Origin of the sequence: Hydrogenophaga sp. (genome assembly GCF_018780075.1) — a bacterium.
Lineage (GTDB): Bacteria > Pseudomonadota > Gammaproteobacteria > Burkholderiales > Burkholderiaceae_C > Hydrogenophaga.
In genome coordinates, this window is the sequence record NZ_JADMKB010000034.1 from 26,197 (window position 1) to 41,110 (window position 14,914).

Annotated in this window: 15 protein-coding genes; 6 read left to right on the top strand and 9 right to left on the bottom strand. The window is 68.4% G+C overall.

Annotation, left to right across the window (positions count from 1 at the left end; genetic code table 11):
• Positions 1–39: 39 nt before the first annotated feature.
• Positions 40–762, top strand: coding sequence for a nitroreductase (locus IV088_RS07855; RefSeq protein WP_291100117.1), 723 nt, complete (start codon positions 40–42; stop codon positions 760–762).
• A gap of 22 nt (positions 763–784) precedes the next feature.
• A complete protein-coding gene (locus IV088_RS07860) occupies positions 785–2,452 on the top strand; it encodes an AMP-binding protein (RefSeq protein WP_291100120.1) in 1,668 nt (555 codons plus the stop codon).
• A 15-nt stretch (positions 2,453–2,467) separates the two neighbouring features.
• Here IV088_RS07860 and IV088_RS07865 read toward each other — a convergent pair whose 3' ends face one another.
• Positions 2,468–3,154 carry a Crp/Fnr family transcriptional regulator gene (locus tag IV088_RS07865; RefSeq protein ID WP_291100123.1) on the bottom strand — a complete coding sequence of 229 codons (687 nt, stop codon included), beginning with the start codon at positions 3,152–3,154 and terminating at the stop codon, positions 2,468–2,470.
• 138 nt (positions 3,155–3,292) lie between these two features.
• Between IV088_RS07865 and IV088_RS07870 the strand changes: the two genes are divergently transcribed.
• Positions 3,293–4,153: a pirin family protein gene (locus IV088_RS07870; RefSeq protein ID WP_291100126.1), complete on the top strand. Its 861-nt coding sequence runs from the start codon at positions 3,293–3,295 to the stop codon at positions 4,151–4,153.
• 26 nt (positions 4,154–4,179) lie between these two features.
• Positions 4,180–5,049 (top strand): pirin family protein, encoded by an 870-nt coding sequence (locus IV088_RS07875; RefSeq protein WP_291100129.1) that lies wholly within the window; start codon positions 4,180–4,182, stop codon positions 5,047–5,049.
• A gap of 139 nt (positions 5,050–5,188) precedes the next feature.
• On the opposite strand, the gene IV088_RS07880 is transcribed toward IV088_RS07875, so the two are convergent.
• The 8 genes from IV088_RS07880 to def all read right to left on the bottom strand — a co-directional run bounded on the left by IV088_RS07880 (position 5,189) and on the right by def (position 12,120).
• Complete coding sequence (locus IV088_RS07880; protein WP_291100132.1) at positions 5,189–6,220, bottom strand: NAD-dependent epimerase/dehydratase family protein; 1,032 nt, start codon at positions 6,218–6,220, stop codon at positions 5,189–5,191.
• Positions 6,217–7,938 carry a glycosyltransferase family 39 protein gene (locus IV088_RS07885; RefSeq protein ID WP_291100135.1) on the bottom strand — a complete coding sequence of 574 codons (1,722 nt, stop codon included), beginning with the start codon at positions 7,936–7,938 and terminating at the stop codon, positions 6,217–6,219. The genes IV088_RS07880 and IV088_RS07885 overlap by 4 nt, the downstream gene beginning before the upstream one ends.
• Complete coding sequence (locus IV088_RS07890) at positions 7,922–8,605, bottom strand: TVP38/TMEM64 family protein (RefSeq protein WP_291100138.1); 684 nt, start codon at positions 8,603–8,605, stop codon at positions 7,922–7,924. The genes IV088_RS07885 and IV088_RS07890 overlap by 17 nt, the downstream gene beginning before the upstream one ends.
• A complete protein-coding gene (locus tag IV088_RS07895; RefSeq protein ID WP_291100142.1) occupies positions 8,589–9,395 on the bottom strand; it encodes a glycosyltransferase family 2 protein in 807 nt (268 codons plus the stop codon). The genes IV088_RS07890 and IV088_RS07895 overlap by 17 nt, the downstream gene beginning before the upstream one ends.
• A gap of 158 nt (positions 9,396–9,553) precedes the next feature.
• Positions 9,554–9,889, bottom strand: coding sequence for an AzlD domain-containing protein (locus IV088_RS07900; protein ID WP_291100145.1), 336 nt, complete (start codon positions 9,887–9,889; stop codon positions 9,554–9,556).
• A complete protein-coding gene (locus IV088_RS07905; RefSeq protein WP_236962794.1) occupies positions 9,882–10,619 on the bottom strand; it encodes an AzlC family ABC transporter permease in 738 nt (245 codons plus the stop codon). Before IV088_RS07905 ends, IV088_RS07900 begins: the two co-directional genes overlap by 8 nt.
• Positions 10,619–11,593 (bottom strand): methionyl-tRNA formyltransferase, encoded by a 975-nt coding sequence (fmt, locus tag IV088_RS07910; RefSeq protein WP_291100260.1) that lies wholly within the window; start codon positions 11,591–11,593, stop codon positions 10,619–10,621. The genes IV088_RS07905 and fmt overlap by 1 nt, the downstream gene beginning before the upstream one ends.
• Before the next feature lie 5 nt (positions 11,594–11,598).
• Entirely contained in the window at positions 11,599–12,120 is a 522-nt protein-coding gene (gene def / locus IV088_RS07915) for a peptide deformylase (RefSeq protein WP_291100153.1), read from the bottom strand.
• A gap of 261 nt (positions 12,121–12,381) precedes the next feature.
• Here def and IV088_RS07920 point away from each other — a divergent pair, with 261 nt between their 5' ends.
• Positions 12,382–13,728, top strand: a complete 1,347-nt coding sequence (locus IV088_RS07920; protein WP_291100156.1) for a LysM peptidoglycan-binding domain-containing protein — start codon at positions 12,382–12,384, stop codon at positions 13,726–13,728.
• Between the two features lie 11 nt (positions 13,729–13,739).
• The gene (gene dprA / locus IV088_RS07925; protein ID WP_291100159.1) at positions 13,740–14,837 is read left to right on the top strand and encodes a DNA-processing protein DprA; all 1,098 of its coding nucleotides are present in this window, start codon (positions 13,740–13,742) and stop codon (positions 14,835–14,837) included.
• The last annotated feature ends 77 nt before the right edge of the window (positions 14,838–14,914 follow it).

Genomic DNA, 14,914 nt, shown 5'->3' on the forward strand with positions numbered 1-14,914 from the left:
CGATAGCATTTTTCCCTTCCCAAGCACGCCACCGCCGCCATGAACCGACTCACCCCCCGCCCACCGCTGACCCCCGCCCAGTTGCACGGCGCCGTTGACTGGGCCATCGTCTCGCGGCGCAGCATCCGCGCCTTCCTGCCCGACCCGGTGGAGCGGGCCCAGGTGGAGGCCCTGCTCGCCGTGGCGCGGCACGCCGCCTCTGGCGTGAACACACAGCCGTGGAAAGTGCATGTGCTCACCGGGGCGGCCAAGGAGCGGCTGAGCCGGGCCATCGCCGCCGTGGACGACGACCCGGCCCAGTCGGGTCAGCTGAGCGAGCCCTACCCCTACTACCCGCAGGACTGGGTGTCGCCCTATGTGGACCGGCGCCGCAAGGTCGGCTGGGACCTGTATGGCCTGCTGGGCATCGACAAGGCCGACAAGGCACGGATGCACCACCAGCACGGCCGCAACTACCGCTTCTTCGACGCCCCGGTGGGCCTGATCTTCACGATCGACCGGGTCATGCAGATGGGCAGCCTGATCGACTACGGCATGTTTCTGCAGAGCGTGATGGTGGCCGCGCGGGCCCGCTCGCTGGACACCTGCGCGCAGGTCGCCTTCACCCGCTTTCACCGGGTGATCGCCGCCGAGCTGGGCCTGCCGGAGAGCGAGATGGTGGTCTGCGGCATGAGCCTGGGCCACGCCGACCCCAGCCGCATCGAGAACGCGCTGGTCACCACACGGGAGCCGGTCGAGGCCTTCACCACGTTCCACGCATGACACAACCGACCCAGGAGACCCCATGAACCGCCACCCCTACGCCGCCGGACTGGACCGCAACCCCGCCAACCACCTGCCGCTCACGCCGCTGGGTTTTCTGGACCGCAGCGCGCTGGTGCATCCCGAGCGCGTGGCCCTGGTGCATGGCACTCTGCGCCAGACCTGGGCGCAGACACGCGAACGCGCCTACCGCCTGGCCTCGGGGCTGGTGGCGCTGGGTGTGCAGCGGGGCGACACGGTCTCGATCATCGCCCCCAACACACCGGCCATGCTGGAGGCCCATTTCGGTGTGCCCCTGTCGGGTGCCGTGCTCAACGCCATCAACTGCCGGCTCGACGCGGAGGGCATCGCCTTCATCCTGCGCCACGGTGAATCGCGGGTGTTGCTGGTGGACCGGGAGTTCACCGACGTTGTCGCCCGGGCGGTGGCCGGGCTTGCGTCACCGCCGCGCCTGATCACCATCCACGACAGCCTGGCACCCGAGGGGGCCGCCCTGGGCGACACCGACTACGAGCAGTTGCTGGCGAGCGGCGACCCCGGCTTTGCCGGCGTGTGGCCGGAAGACGAATGGGCCCCGATCGCACTGAACTACACCTCGGGCACCACCGGCGACCCCAAGGGCGTGGTGCCCAGCCACCGCGGCACCTACCTCATGAGCCAGCTGCAACTGACCGACTGGGCCATGCCCAGGGCACCGGTCTACCTGTGGACCTTGCCCATGTTCCACGCCAACGGCTGGTGTTTCACGTGGGCCATCACGGCGGCAGCGGGCACCCACGTGTGCCTGCGCAAGGTCACGGGCGAGGCCATCTTCCAGGCCATCACCGAGCAAGGGGTGGACCACTTCTGCGCCGCGCCCACCGTGCTCGCCATGCTGGCCAGCGCCGGGGAGCACCGCCGCGAGCCGCTGCCGCGCAAGGTCCGGGTCCTGACGGCGGGGTCGCCTCCACCGGCGGCCATCCTGCAAAGCGTGGCGGGCATGGGTTTCGACATCGATCACGTGTACGGCATCACCGAGGTCTCGGGCACACCGGTGAGCTGCGCCCGCCAACCCGAATGGGCCGGCCTGGCCGATGCCGACCGCGCCCGGCTGCAAGCGCGGCAGGGCGTGCGGGCGGCGGCGCTGGAGCACCTGGCGGTGCTCGACCCTGAAACCCTGACGCCGGTGCCCCGGGACGGCAAGACCGCGGGGGAAATGATGATCCGCGGCAACACGGTGATGATGGGTTACCTCAAGAACCCGCAGGCCACGGAGAAGGCGTTCGCCGGGGGCTGGTTTCACACCGGCGACGTGGCCGTGGTGCACCCGGACGGTTATGTCCAGATCACCGACCGGTCCAAGGACGTGATCATTTCCGGCGGCGAAAACATCTCGTCGGTCGAGGTCGAAGACCTCCTGCACCGGCATCCCGCCGTGCTGTACGCGGCGGTGGTGGCGCAGCCCGACGAACGCTGGGGCGAGGTGCCTTGCGCCTTCGTCGAGCTCAAACCGGCGGCCCTGCCCGTCACCGAGGCCGAACTCATCGCGTTCTGCCGCGACCAGATGGCCCATTTCAAATGCCCGCGCCGGGTGGTGTTCCTCGCCCTGCCGAAAACGGCCACCGGCAAGATCCAGAAGTTCCGGCTGCGGGAGCTGGCCGGCAGCCAGGACGCCATCACCCGACCGGCCCAGCTGCCCGCAGCGGCCTGACGCTCCATCCCGCGGTCACCCGCCTCGCGCAATGGCCTTCAGCACGTCGAGATCGGTCACCTCGATGGAGCCGTAACTCAGGCGGAGGGCGCCCCGCTCCTGAAGCTCTTGCAGGGTCCGGTTGACCACCTGGCGCGAGAGGCCGCACAGGCGCCCGATCTCCTCCTGCGAGAGGGTGATGCGGCGCTCCGTGCTGGGGTACAGGTCCGAATGGAACAGGCCCGCGAGGCCGTAGGCCACCTGCGCCGTGATGTCGCCCAGCCGCTGGTTCTGCACCATGGCAACGAAGTGGCCGAGCCGCGCATTGAGATGCCCGACCATCCACAGGGCAAACGGATGGCTGTCTTCCAGCAGCCACATGAAACTGCTCCGGGGCAGGAAAGCCACCGCCGAGTCGCGCAGTGCCACCACCTCGTAGGGACGGGGCTCCCCTTTGAGCACCGCGCCTTCGCCAAACCAGGCGCCCGCCGGCACGCTCGCGAACGTGCTGCTCTTGCCCGCTTCGGTGATGTTTTCCAGCTTGAGCATGCCGTCCATCACCCCCAGCCAATGCGCCGACGGCGTGGCACGGGCGCACACGGTCGTGCCGGCCGCAAACGGCCGAACGGCCATGTCGAACCGGACGCGGTCCAGCTGGGCATCGGTCAGTTGGCGGGTCCAGGTCGAGCTGGCCAGGAGGGCGTCCAGGGTGGTCGTTGTCACGGTGTCTCGTCTGTCTTTGTGTGGTGCGATGCGTCAGCCATTCTGAACAGGCACGGCGTCGATGCCAAGCGCCATTGTCCCCGCCCGTGACACGACCGCGCCCCCGGCGGACAATGCCTTTCAAAAGGAGACCCCACGATGAAATCCGTGTCCCACATCCAGCGCAACCCGCACGGCCATTGGGTCGGTGACGGCTTCCCGGTGCGCAGCATCTTTTCGTACAACGACAACCCGACGGCGTTCTCGCCGTTCCTGCTGCTCGATTTCGGCGGCCCCACCACCTTCGACGCGACCACGAAGCGCCGCGGCGTGGGCGCGCACCCGCACCGCGGTTTCGAGACCGTGACCATCGTCTACAACGGCGAGGTCTCGCACCGCGACTCGACCGGCGCGGGCGGCACCATCGGCCCCGGCGATGTGCAGTGGATGACGGCCGCGTCGGGCATCGTGCACGAGGAGTTCCACAGCGAGGCCTTCGCCCGCAGCGGCGGGCCGTTCCAGATGGTGCAGCTGTGGGTGAACCTGCCGGCGCGTGACAAAATGGCGCCGCCCGGTTACCAGGGCATCACCGCGGCGCAAACGCCCACGGTGGACTTGCCCGAAGGGGCTGGCACCGCACGCCTGATCGCGGGCTCGTTGCTCGGCGCGCAAGGCCCGGCGCACACCTTCACCCCCATGCAGGTGTGGGACGTGCAGATCAAGGCCGGCCACACCGTGACCCTGCCCGCGCCTGAGGGCCACACCACGGTGCCGCTGGTGCTCAAGGGCCGGGTGAAGACGCAGGACGGCGCCGAAGCGACCGATGCCGAGATGATCGTTTACGAGCGCGCGGGCGAGGGGGTGACGCTCACCGCCGTGACCGACACCACCCTGCTCTGGCTGGCAGGTGAACCCATCGACGAACCGGTGGTGGGGTATGGGCCGTTCGTGATGAACAGCGAAGCCGAGATCCACCAGGCCTTTGCCGACTTTCAGAGCGGCGCCATGGGCAGGCTTTGACCACTCATCAATACAAGGAGAAAACGATGCTGGACATGGTGATCAACGCCCGCGCGGCCGACCTCGGCCACGGCCTGATGGTGCGGCGCGTGCTGCCCTTCGCGAAGCGCCGCAATGTCGGCCCTTTCGTCTTTCTCGACCACGCCGGTCCGGTGCCGCTGCCTCCGCAGTACGACCGCGCCGCCGACGTGCGCCCGCACCCGCACATCGGGCTGTCCACCGTGAGCTACCTGCTCAGCGGCCAGATCATGCACCGCGACAGCCTGGGCACGCTGCAGCTCATCCGCCCCGGCGAGGTGAACTGGATGACCGCCGGGCGCGGCATCACCCACAGTGAGCGCTTCACCCACCCCGATTCATATGCCGACGGCGGACTGGAGCTGATGCAGCTCTGGGTGGCGCTGCCCGAGGCGGACGAAGAATGTGATCCCGCGTTCACCCACTACCCGGCGAGCGCCTTGCCGGTGATCGAATCGGAAGGTGTGTGGATGCGCCTGGTGGCCGGCAGCGCCTACGGCGAGAGCAGCCCGGTGCACACGCACTCACCGCTGTTCTACCTGCACACCGAGTGGCAGGCCGGCGCACGCAAGGCCCTGCCCGGCGGCCACCGCGAACAGGCGGTGTACGTGGCCAAGGGCGAGATTCAACACGCGGGCGAGGTCTACCAGCCCGGCCAGTTGCTGGTGTTCGGCGACGACGTGGATGCGGTGATCACCGCCCGCACGCCGGCCACGCTGATGCTCTTCGGCGGCGAGCCCCTGGGCGAGCGCCACATCTTCTGGAACTTCGTGTCATCGCGCAAAGAGCGCATCGAGCAGGCCAAGGCCGACTGGGCCGCCGGCCGCTTCGCGCTGCCGCCGGACGACAAGGACGAGTGGATTCCGCTGCCAGCCTGAAGGCCGGTGGACCAGCGCTGGCTCACCCAGAGGGTGATGCCAAGAGCAGCGCCAGCAGAGAAAGAACGCGCCCGGAGCGCGTGCCCCAACCCAGAACACGGCGGAACCGGCTCCGCCGGGCCGCTCGTGTTGCCCCCCCTCAGGGGGGTGACGCCGCAGGCGGCGCGGGGGGGACTCCGTAATAAGTCCGGTACCAGTCCACAAACCGCTGCACACCGACCTGCAGGTCGGTGTCGGCGCGCACGCCGAAGCCCCGCTCCAGCGCCGAGGTGTCGGCCCAGGTGTCGGGCACATCGCCCTGCTGCATGGGCATGAAATGTTTGATGGCTTCGCGGCCCGTGGCCTGTTCCAGGCAGGCGATGAAGTCCATCAGCGGCACCGGGCCGTTGTGGCCCACGTTGAGCACGCGGTGCGCGGCCTGCCCGTCGTGCGCCACCGGCGGCACGCCCGCCACCGCGAGCACGGCGTCGACCACGTCGTCCACGAAGGTGAAGTCGCGGCGCATCTGGCCGTGGTTGTAGACGTCGATGGGCCGGCCTTCGAAGATCGCGCGCACGAACTTGAAGATCGCCATGTCCGGCCGGCCCCAGGGGCCGTAGACCGTGAAGAAGCGCAGCGCGCTCGCCGGGATGCCGTAGAGGTGGCTGTAGCTGTGGGCCATCAGCTCGTTGGCCTTCTTGCTCGCGGCGTAGAGCGAGATCGGCGCGTCGGTCACCATGTCTTCGCGCAGCGGCATCTGGCGCGCCGCGCCGTAGATGGAGCTCGACGAGGCGTACACGAGGTGCTTCACCCCATGGTGGCGGCAGCCTTCGAGCACGGTCAGCATGCCGGCGAGGTTGCTGTCGAGGTAGGCCATCGGGTGCTCCACCGAGTACCGCACGCCGGCCTGCGCCGCGAGGTGCAGCACGATGTCGTAGTGCCCCTCGTCGAACAGCTTCGCCGTGGCCTCGCGCTCGGCGAGGTCGAGCCGGTGGAACACGAAACCGGGCCGCGCCTGCAGCAGCCTGAGCCGCGCCTCCTTGAGGCTGGGCTCGTAGTACGGGCTCATGTTGTCCACGCCGTCCACGGCCAGCCCGAGGTCCAGCAGGCGCTGGCTCAGGTGAAAGCCGATGAAGCCGGCGGCGCCGGTGATCAGGATGCGCGGCGCAGGAAGGGTCTCAAGCAGGTTCATGGCAGGACACCCCGGATGTCGGGGCGGTAGACGAAGCGCTGGGCCCGGGTGGGCGCGGCACAGCTCGCGCGCATGGCGTCGGCACCGAACAGCACCCACTCGCGGCGGTGCGCCTCGCCCAGCGAGACGGCCTTGGCCACATCGAAACACTCGAGCGTCGCGTCGGTCGGCACCAGCAGCTGGCGGTTCGGCGCTTCGCGCATCCAGACCCAGGCGTTGCGCTCCTGCTGCGCCAGCGGCGCGAGGTAGCTGAAGTGGGTCAGCGGGCGGTGGCTGAACAGCAAGAACTGCTCTTTGAAAAAGATGAGCGCCAGTTCAGCGTTCGCCGGCAGCTTCTGTTCCACCTGCTCCATCATGTCCTGCGGCGTGCGGTAGGGGTCGACACGCGGCCAGATCATCAGCGACACGAACACCCAGATCGTGAGGCTGGTGGCGGCCATGCGCACCAGCAGGTCGCGCCGGCGGATCACGATCAGCAGCACCAACAAGGTCGTGCCCATGGTGATCAGCGGCGTGGCCAGTGTGGCGATCAGCTCGGCGTAGTCGGGCGCCTTGCGCAGCAGGCGCTCGGGCGAGAACCGCAGCATCAGACCCAGGCCACCGAGCGCCGCCGCGAGCGCACACAGGAACCACTGGAAAAAAGCACTGGTGCGCCCGCCCAGCCCCTGCGCACGGACCTTGGTCCACAGCACGCCCATCACCAGCGCCAGCATGGGCAGGGCTGGGAAGATGTAGACCTCGCGCTTGCCCGAGCTGATCGAGAAGAAGAGCAGCACCAGTCCGACCCAGGCCAGCAGCACCTTGAGCCGGGGGTCCTCGCGCAACAGCGCCAGCAGCGACCGGAAGAACACCAGCAGCAGCACCGGCAGCGGGAACCAGACAGTCGGGATCGCCTGCGTGAAGAAGTAGTGCCAGGGCTTGACGTGGTGCCAGGCGTTGACGAAGCGCTCGCCGGTCTGGCGGAACAGCAGGTCGTTGCGGTAGGCCACCATGGTGTCGGTGCCAATGCTGTGCACCTGCCAGAGCATGGGGCCCAGCCACAGCGCCACGGTGGCCGCCATCACCAACACGCCCGCCACCAGCTTCCAGCGCCACACCGGCACCGCGCCGCCGCCAGGGTTCTTCGCCCAGAAGGCCAATGGCAGCAACATCAGCAGCGGCAGGAAACCCACCCCCTTGGTCATGATGCCCAGCGCCATCGCAGCCCACGCCGTGAAGTACCAGCCCCAGTGCGGCCCGGTGAAAAAGTGGCGCAGCAGGCCGTAGCAGCCCAGCGTGATCCAGAAGGTCACGAGCGCGTCGATCTGGCCGGCCTTGCCCTGCAGCAGGAACTGCGGCGTGAACACCAGCACCAGCACCGCGAACAGCGCGGCCTGCGGGCTCCACAGGCGGCGGCCGAGGTCGTGCACCAGCATCAGCGTGCCCACCGAGGCCAGCGCGCTCGGCAGCAGGAACGAGAGCTTCAGGTGGCCCAGCAGCGCAAACGCCGCGGCGCTGAACCACATGAACACCGGCGGTTTGTCGGGGTAGGGCTCACCACCGCGTGTGGGAAACAGCCACTGGCCGCTTTCGACCATCTCGCGCGCCACCTGGGCAAAGCGCGGCTCGTCGGCGGGCCAGGGGTAGCGCAGCCCGATGCCGAGCAACAACACGATGGCGGTGGCGGCAAGCCAGAACAGCGCCTGCCGGCGGGCAGCGTCGTCAGTGGGCAGGGACATGCGGATGCTCTTTGCGGAACCGGTGCAGGCGTTGTTTGAAGCCGTGATGGTAGAGGTACAGACCCAGCCCGGTGGACAGCACCAGCATCACCAGGCTGACCCAGAGCTGCGAACTGTCGTGCAGCGCGAAGCCCGAACCCGCGTAGGCGAACAGCAGCATCTGCGGCAGGTAGCCCAGCAGGCTGCCGAAGAACACGGCGACCGGCCGCAGGTCGGACAGGGCCGCCGCGATGTTGGTCACGAGGTTGCTGCCCACCGGAATCAGGCGGATCACGCAGATCCAGATCCAGGTGTCTTCGGCCAGCACCGCCTTGATCAGCCCGATCTTCTGCGCGTGTTTCTGCCGCACCCACTCGAAGCCCAGCTTGTGCACCGCGAGCATGGTCAGCATGGCGCCGCAGCCCGTGAGCAGCGTGCCGATCAGGCCGCCCTGCCAGCCGCCGAACAGGAAGCCGCAGCTGAAGGCCAGCACCTGGCGCGGGCCGCCCAGCGCGGTGTAGACGACGGCGCCGACGACGAACACCGGCCAGGCGATGGCCCAATGTTGCTGGAACAGCTGCTGCAGCAAGACCTCTTCGGTGACCGGTCCCCACCAGCCCAGGTGCAGGGACAGGAAGGCCAGCGTCAGGACCGCCGTGAGCAGCAGGGGCTTAGTGAGGCTTTTCATGCGCGGGGATGGACTGGACCTGCGCGACGACCGGGCGCTTGCCGCGCCGCGCCAGCCACATCACCCCCGCCATGTCGACCAGGCCGACCCAGAGCCGGTTCCAGGCGTTGTACTTGGACACGCCCACGTGCCGCGCACGGTGGTTCACCGGCACGACGCGGATCACGCCGCCCAGCCGCAAGACCAGCGCCGGCAGGTAGCGGTGCATGTGGTCGAAGTACGGCAGCCGCAACCAGGTCTCGCGCGGGATCAGCTTCAGGCCACAGCCGGTGTCGGGCACCTGGTCGCTCAGCAGCTTCTGCCGCACGGCGTTGGCGATGCGCGACTGGAACTTCTTCCACTCGGTGTCCTGGCGGTTCTTGCGGTAGCCGGCGATGCAGAAGTGGGCCGACTGCGACTCGGTCTCGCGCGCCGAGCGCAGCAGCCCGGGCATGTCGGCGGGATCGTTCTGGCCGTCGCCGTCGATGGTGATGAGGTAGCGGCCGCGGGCCTGCAGGGCCGCGCTGCACAGCGCTGTGCTCTGGCCCACGCTGGCCTGGTGGCGCACCAGCTGGCCGGCCGCGCCCAGGTCGGTGCAGCTCTGCACGAACTCGTCGCCGGTGCCGTCGTCGCTGCCGTCATCGACCAGCACGATCTCGAAGGCGCACTCGGGACGCAGCGCGGTCACCACCTCGTTCACGAGTTTGCCGATGTTGCCGGCTTCGTTCTTGGCGGGAATCAGCACCGACACCAGCGGGGCATCGCCCGTCTGCGCGGCGCCAGCGGCGTTCGCCGGGCGGGGATTTGTCATTGTGGGTTCACCAGGGAGATTCGACGCACTGGGTGGGGCTGTGTGCCACACGGCGCAGGAAAGGCGCAGAAGCGAGTTTTGCGGACGATGCTTAAGAAGACCTTAAGTCGGCCCGCACCGATCCGCTTATTTTCCCACGCGCGAGCACCGGGCGCCCCTCACCAGCCCAGGCCGATGTGCAAAGGCAGGTACACCGCCATGCCCGACACGATGGTGCCCAGCACACTGCGCTGCCAGACGAACCAGGCCGCGCCCGCCACGGCGGCGAACAGGCGCGCGTCCTGCCAAGTCTGAACCAGGTGGCCCTGCGTCATCACGATCTCCGGGATCACCACGGCCGAGAGTGCGGCGATGGGCGCGTACTGCAGGCCGCGCTGCGCCCAGTGCGGCAGGCTCCAGGGCTTGCTGGAGAAGAAGAAGAAACCCCGCGTGATGGCGGTGATGCAGCCCATGCCGAGGATGGTCAGCAGGGTCCAGGGATCGAGGTCAAACATGCTTCGCCCCCGGCGGTGGCGGCGACGCCTTCTCGATCACCAGGCAGATCGCCACCGCCGCCGCGATGGCCACCAGGATGTTGAGCCGCAGCGGCAGGGCCCACGCCGCCACCGCCGCCGCGCCGGCCACACCGGCCGAGACGACCCGCAGCTGCGAGCTCGCCAGCGAACACAGCAGGCCCAGCAAGGCCAGGATGCCGGCAAAACCCAGGCCCCAAGCGGTGGGCACGGCGTTGGCCAGCACCACGCCGACCACGCTGGCGCTCATCCAGGCCACGTAGTTCACCGCGCAGTTGCCCGCGAGGTAGGCCTGCTGGCGCGCGATGCCGTCGGCGTCGGTGGCCACGTGCGGGTATCGGCGCACGAAATACACGTAGGTCAGGTCGCCGGTGTAAAAGCCGGTGACGATGCGCTGCCAGCGTGGCAGGTGCATCACATAGGGTCGCAGGTGGATGGAGAACACCACGAACCGCAGGTTGACGCAGAACGAGGCCGCCAGGATCACCCACATCGGCGCGCCGGCCACGATCATGGGCACGGCCGCGAGCTGCGCGCTGCCGGCAAACACGATCACCGTCATCAACAGGGCTTCGATCACCGACAGCCCCGACTTGACCATGGCCACGCCGGTCATCAGGCCCCAGGCGCCGATGCCCACGGCCACTGAGGCCTGGTCGCGGAAACCTTCCCAGAATTCCGCGTGGCGGCGGTGTTCGGCCAGAAAAAACATCAGCCGGCGGCTTTCACGGCGGCGTCCAGCACCTGGCCGGGCACGAGCGGAAAACCGCGCAAGAATTCGCCCGCGGGCAACCGCTTGCCTCCGGCGCGCTGCAACTCGGTCAGCACCAGCACGCCGTCTCCGGTCGACACGCGAATGCCGTCGGCGCCCGCCGACAGCACCTGGCCGGGCACGCCCGCAGCGCGAGCGGCCTCGGGGTGCGCGGCCCAGACCTTGATCGCCTCGCCCGCCAGCGCCGTTGCGGCGCCCGGGGCCGGGTTGAAGGCCCGCACCCGCCGCTCGATCACTGCCGCGGGCAGCGCCCAGTCAACGGCGGCTTCGGCCTTCTCGATCTTGTGCGCGTAGGTCACCCCGTCCGCTGGCTGCTTTTCAGCGGCCAATCCGCCGCAGGCGGCCAGCTCCAGCGCTTCGACGATCAGGCGACCGCCCAACGTGGCCAACCGGTCGTGCAGGCTGCCCGTGGTGTCGTCGGTGCCAATGGCCAGCCGTTCCATCAGCAGCATGTCGCCGGTGTCCAGGCCCGCGTCCATCTGCATGATGGTCACGCCGGTCTGCACATCGCCCGCCTCGATGGCGCGGTGGATGGGCGCCGCGCCGCGCCAGCGCGGCAGGAGGGACGCGTGGATGTTGAGGCATCCCTTCACAGGCGCATCGAGCACCCACTGCGGCAGGATCAGTCCGTAAGCGGCGACCACCATGGCATTGGCCTTCGCGGCAAGAATGGCTTCGTGCGCGGCGGTGGCGTCTTCGGGGTATTTGCCGTCCAGCCGAAGGCTGCGCGGCTGCGCCACCGCGATGCCATGTTCCAGCGCGCACTGCTTGACCGGCGACGCCTGCAGCTTCATGCCACGACCAGCCGGCCGATCGGGCTGGGTCAGCACCAATGGAATCTCGAATCCCGCCGCGAGCAGGCGCTCCAGCGCCACACGGGCGAACGCCGGCGTGCCGGCGAAGACCACACGCATGGCCGTCATGCCTTCTGCGCTTCGCGTTGCGATTTCAGCAACTTGCCTTTGATCCGGTTGCGTTTGAGCGGCGAAAGGTATTCCACGAACACCTTGCCCATCAGGTGGTCCATCTCGTGCTGGATGCACACGGCCAGCATGCCCTCGGCCTCGATCACGCGGCTCTGCCCCTCGGCATCCTGGGCCCGCACCTTCACGGCAATGGAACGCTCCACACCGTCGTAGATGCCCGGCACCGACAGGCAACCCTCCTCACCCTTGCGGGTTTCGGCGCTGGCCCAGTCGATCACCGGGTTGACCAACACCAGCGGCTGGTCGCGGGTTTCGCTCACGTCGATCACGACCAGGCGCTCGTGCACGTCCACTTGCGTGGCCGCCAGCCCGATGCCGCTGGCGTCGTACATGGTGGCCAGCATCCGCTCGATCAACGCGCGAAGGCGGTCGTCAAACGCCACCACCGGTTTCGCCACGGTGTGCAGGCGTGGGTCGGGGTAACGCAGGATGGGGAGCAAATCGGGCGGGTTCATGGCAAAGGCGGCGACGCAGCGGTCGGGGTCTGGGCAAAACGTTGGTCACGGCGAACGTGGCGCCGCCGTGACCATCGGGAGGGGTTTGTCGCTATTTTCGCTACTTTTCGCGGATCGCGTGGACGGCCACGTCCATTAATATTGCCTAATCAAGGGCTTGGGCGCAAAATCAAATGCGAATTGTCAAGACTTGAAGCGCCGTTTGTCCGGGTGACCGGGCACGGTTTTCGGCCAGATTGCGCCAGCCCCAGGGGCCCACACATGCCATTGAACACCCGCTCGTCCGCCCTCCCGTCCGCCTTCAGCCTGTCGCGACCCGTGGCTGGCGCCTGTGCGTTGTTGATCGCGATGGCCACCGGCACCGCCTGGGCGCAGAGCCAGACCGTCACGTCCGGACAGCGTGCCACCGCCAACCAGGTGGCCCAGACCGGGGTGCCGCTGTCCGAACTGGCGCCCAACGCGCCCGACAGCCACACCGTCGTGCGCGGCGACACGCTGTGGCGCATCTCCGGGCTGTTCCTCAAGAGCCCGTGGCGCTGGCCTGAGCTCTGGGGCATGAACCTGGAGGAGATCAAGAACCCGCACCGCATCTACCCGGGTCAGGTGCTGTACCTGGACAAATCCGGTGGCCGCGCCCGCCTGAGCACCCGCCGTCCGGGCGAGGGTGGCACGCCGACGGTGCGCGTGTCGCCACGCACCCGCGTCGAGAGCCTGTCCGATTCGGCGATCCCGCCGGTCAACATGCAGGCCATCGAATCCTTCCTGGCCGAGCCCCTGGTGGTGGACGAAGCCACCTTCGCACGCGCTCCCCGCATCGTCGCCACACCGGAAAACCGGGTGCTGCTCAGCCTGGGTGACCGTGCCTATGCCCGCGGCCAGTACGGCGACGGCGCCATCGCCCAGGAAGCGCTGACGATGGAAGCGGGCAAACCCCGCAATTTCCGCGTGTTCCGGAACGCGGTGGCGCTGAAAGACCCTGCGACGGGCGAAATCCTCGCCTACGAGGCCCAGTACATCGGCAAGGCGCTGCTGGTGCGCCCCGAAAGCCGTCGAGACACCGAGACGCCGGCCTCGGCCCAGAAGCCCGCTGGCAAGGACGTCTACAAACCCACCTACGACAACACCGCGCACAACATCGAACGCGTGCCGGTGGCCGAGAAGGAGCCGGTCAAGCCTGCGGCGACCGGTGAGCTGGTGCCCGCCACCATCGACATCGTGAGCGCCAAGGAAGAAATGCGCGTGGGTGACCGCATGCTGCCGGAGCCTCCGCGCGTGTTCCCCAACTACGTGCCCCGCGCCCCAGACCAGGCGCAGAATGGCCTGATCGTCTCGGTCTACGGCAACGCCGTCCGGTATGCCGCCCAGAACCAGGTGATCGCGATCAATCGCGGCAAGGCGCACGGCCTCGAAGACGGTCATGTGCTGGCCCTTGTTCGCGATGCCAACACCATGACCGACAAAACCGACGACAGCCGGCCTCAGTTGCGCCTTCCGGGCGAGAGCAATGGCCTGATGATGGTCTTCCGGACCTTCGACAAGGTGTCTTACGCCGTGGTGCTGAACATCCAGGACGGCGTCAAGATCGGCGACCGCTTCACCAACCCCTGAATCGCGGGCCCATGGACAGGGGGGCCCTGGCCGGCTGGCTCAGGCTGCTGCTCACGCCCGGCGTGGGCAACGACACGGCCCGAAGGCTTCTCACCGCGTTTGGCTTGCCGCCTGGCGTCTGGGCCCAGAGCCCCAGCGCCTGGCAAACGGTCACCAATGCGCGCACCGCACGCGCGATGCAGAACATCCCCGACACGCTGGAACCCGCCATCGATCGCCTGATGGCCTGGCTGGATGAAAGTCCAGACCACCAGGTGGTCACGCTGGCCGATGCCCACTACCCGGGCGCACTGCTGAACACCGCCGACCCACCACTGATGCTGTACCTGCGCGGACGGCCTGAGGTGCTCGACCATCCGCGCAAGCTCGCCATCGTGGGCAGCCGCAACCCCACGCCGCAAGGCGAGACCAACGCCCGCCAGTTCGCGCGGTGTCTCGGCGAGGCGGGTGTCTGCGTGGTGTCGGGGCTGGCTCTGGGTGTGGATGGAGCGGCCCATGCTGGCGCCCTGGATGGCGGGGGCACCACCATCGCCGTGGTGGGCACTGGACTCGACACCGTGTACCCCAGACGGCACGATGCGCTCGCCAGTCGCATCGCAGAGCACGGGTTGCTGATCAGCGAGTACCCCCTCGGAACGCCGCCGTTGGCCGCCAACTTCCCCCAGCGCAACCGCATCATCGCGGGCCTGTCGCAGGGCACGCTCGTGGTCGAGGCCGCCGTGCGATCAGGCTCCCTGATCACCGCGCGCTTCGCGGCGGAGCAGGGGCGCGAAGTGTTCGCGATCCCGGGCTCCATTCACGCCCCGCAGTCGCGCGGTTGCCACGCGCTGATCCGGCAAGGGGCCAAGCTGGTGGAATCGGCGCAGGACATTCTGGAAGACCTGCGGATCGCTGAACCTGCCGGACAACGCTCGGAACCCGAACGGGCGACGGCCCCGATCGACGATTTGCTTCAGGCCGCGGGACACGACCCCGTGAGCTTTGACGCCTTGCAGGCCCGCACAGGCCTGGACACAGCCACGCTGCAAGCCCGTCTGCTGGAGCTGGAGCTGGACGGCAAAGTGGGGCGGATGCCGGGCGGTCTGCTGCAGCGAATCACCCGGGGCTGAGCAGCGACAAGCGCGTCACCGCGCCGCTCCTTCACCGAGGAAGTGGTGGCGCCGGATTCGCAAGGCTTATCGCTGCA

Excerpts from the sequence above, each read along its gene's own strand:
- fmt (WP_291100260.1), bottom strand. The coding sequence starts at position 11,593 with ATGCGTGTGGTCTTCGCCGGCACGCCGGCGTTCGCCCGTGTGGCGCTG.
- IV088_RS07920 (WP_291100156.1), top strand. The coding sequence starts at position 12,382 with ATGCCATTGAACACCCGCTCGTCCGCCCTCCCGTCCGCCTTCAGCCTG.
- IV088_RS07905 (WP_236962794.1), bottom strand. The coding sequence starts at position 10,619 with ATGTTTTTTCTGGCCGAACACCGCCGCCACGCGGAATTCTGGGAAGGT.
- IV088_RS07880 (WP_291100132.1), bottom strand. The coding sequence starts at position 6,220 with ATGAACCTGCTTGAGACCCTTCCTGCGCCGCGCATCCTGATCACCGGC.
- IV088_RS07900 (WP_291100145.1), bottom strand. The coding sequence starts at position 9,889 with ATGTTTGACCTCGATCCCTGGACCCTGCTGACCATCCTCGGCATGGGC.
- IV088_RS07870 (WP_291100126.1), top strand. The coding sequence starts at position 3,293 with ATGAAATCCGTGTCCCACATCCAGCGCAACCCGCACGGCCATTGGGTC.
- IV088_RS07895 (WP_291100142.1), bottom strand. The coding sequence starts at position 9,395 with ATGACAAATCCCCGCCCGGCGAACGCCGCTGGCGCCGCGCAGACGGGC.
- IV088_RS07860 (WP_291100120.1), top strand. The coding sequence starts at position 785 with ATGAACCGCCACCCCTACGCCGCCGGACTGGACCGCAACCCCGCCAAC.
- IV088_RS07885 (WP_291100135.1), bottom strand. The coding sequence starts at position 7,938 with ATGTCCCTGCCCACTGACGACGCTGCCCGCCGGCAGGCGCTGTTCTGG.
- dprA (WP_291100159.1), top strand. The coding sequence starts at position 13,740 with ATGGACAGGGGGGCCCTGGCCGGCTGGCTCAGGCTGCTGCTCACGCCC.
- IV088_RS07875 (WP_291100129.1), top strand. The coding sequence starts at position 4,180 with ATGCTGGACATGGTGATCAACGCCCGCGCGGCCGACCTCGGCCACGGC.
- IV088_RS07890 (WP_291100138.1), bottom strand. The coding sequence starts at position 8,605 with ATGAAAAGCCTCACTAAGCCCCTGCTGCTCACGGCGGTCCTGACGCTG.
- IV088_RS07855 (WP_291100117.1), top strand. The coding sequence starts at position 40 with ATGAACCGACTCACCCCCCGCCCACCGCTGACCCCCGCCCAGTTGCAC.
- def (WP_291100153.1), bottom strand. The coding sequence starts at position 12,120 with ATGAACCCGCCCGATTTGCTCCCCATCCTGCGTTACCCCGACCCACGC.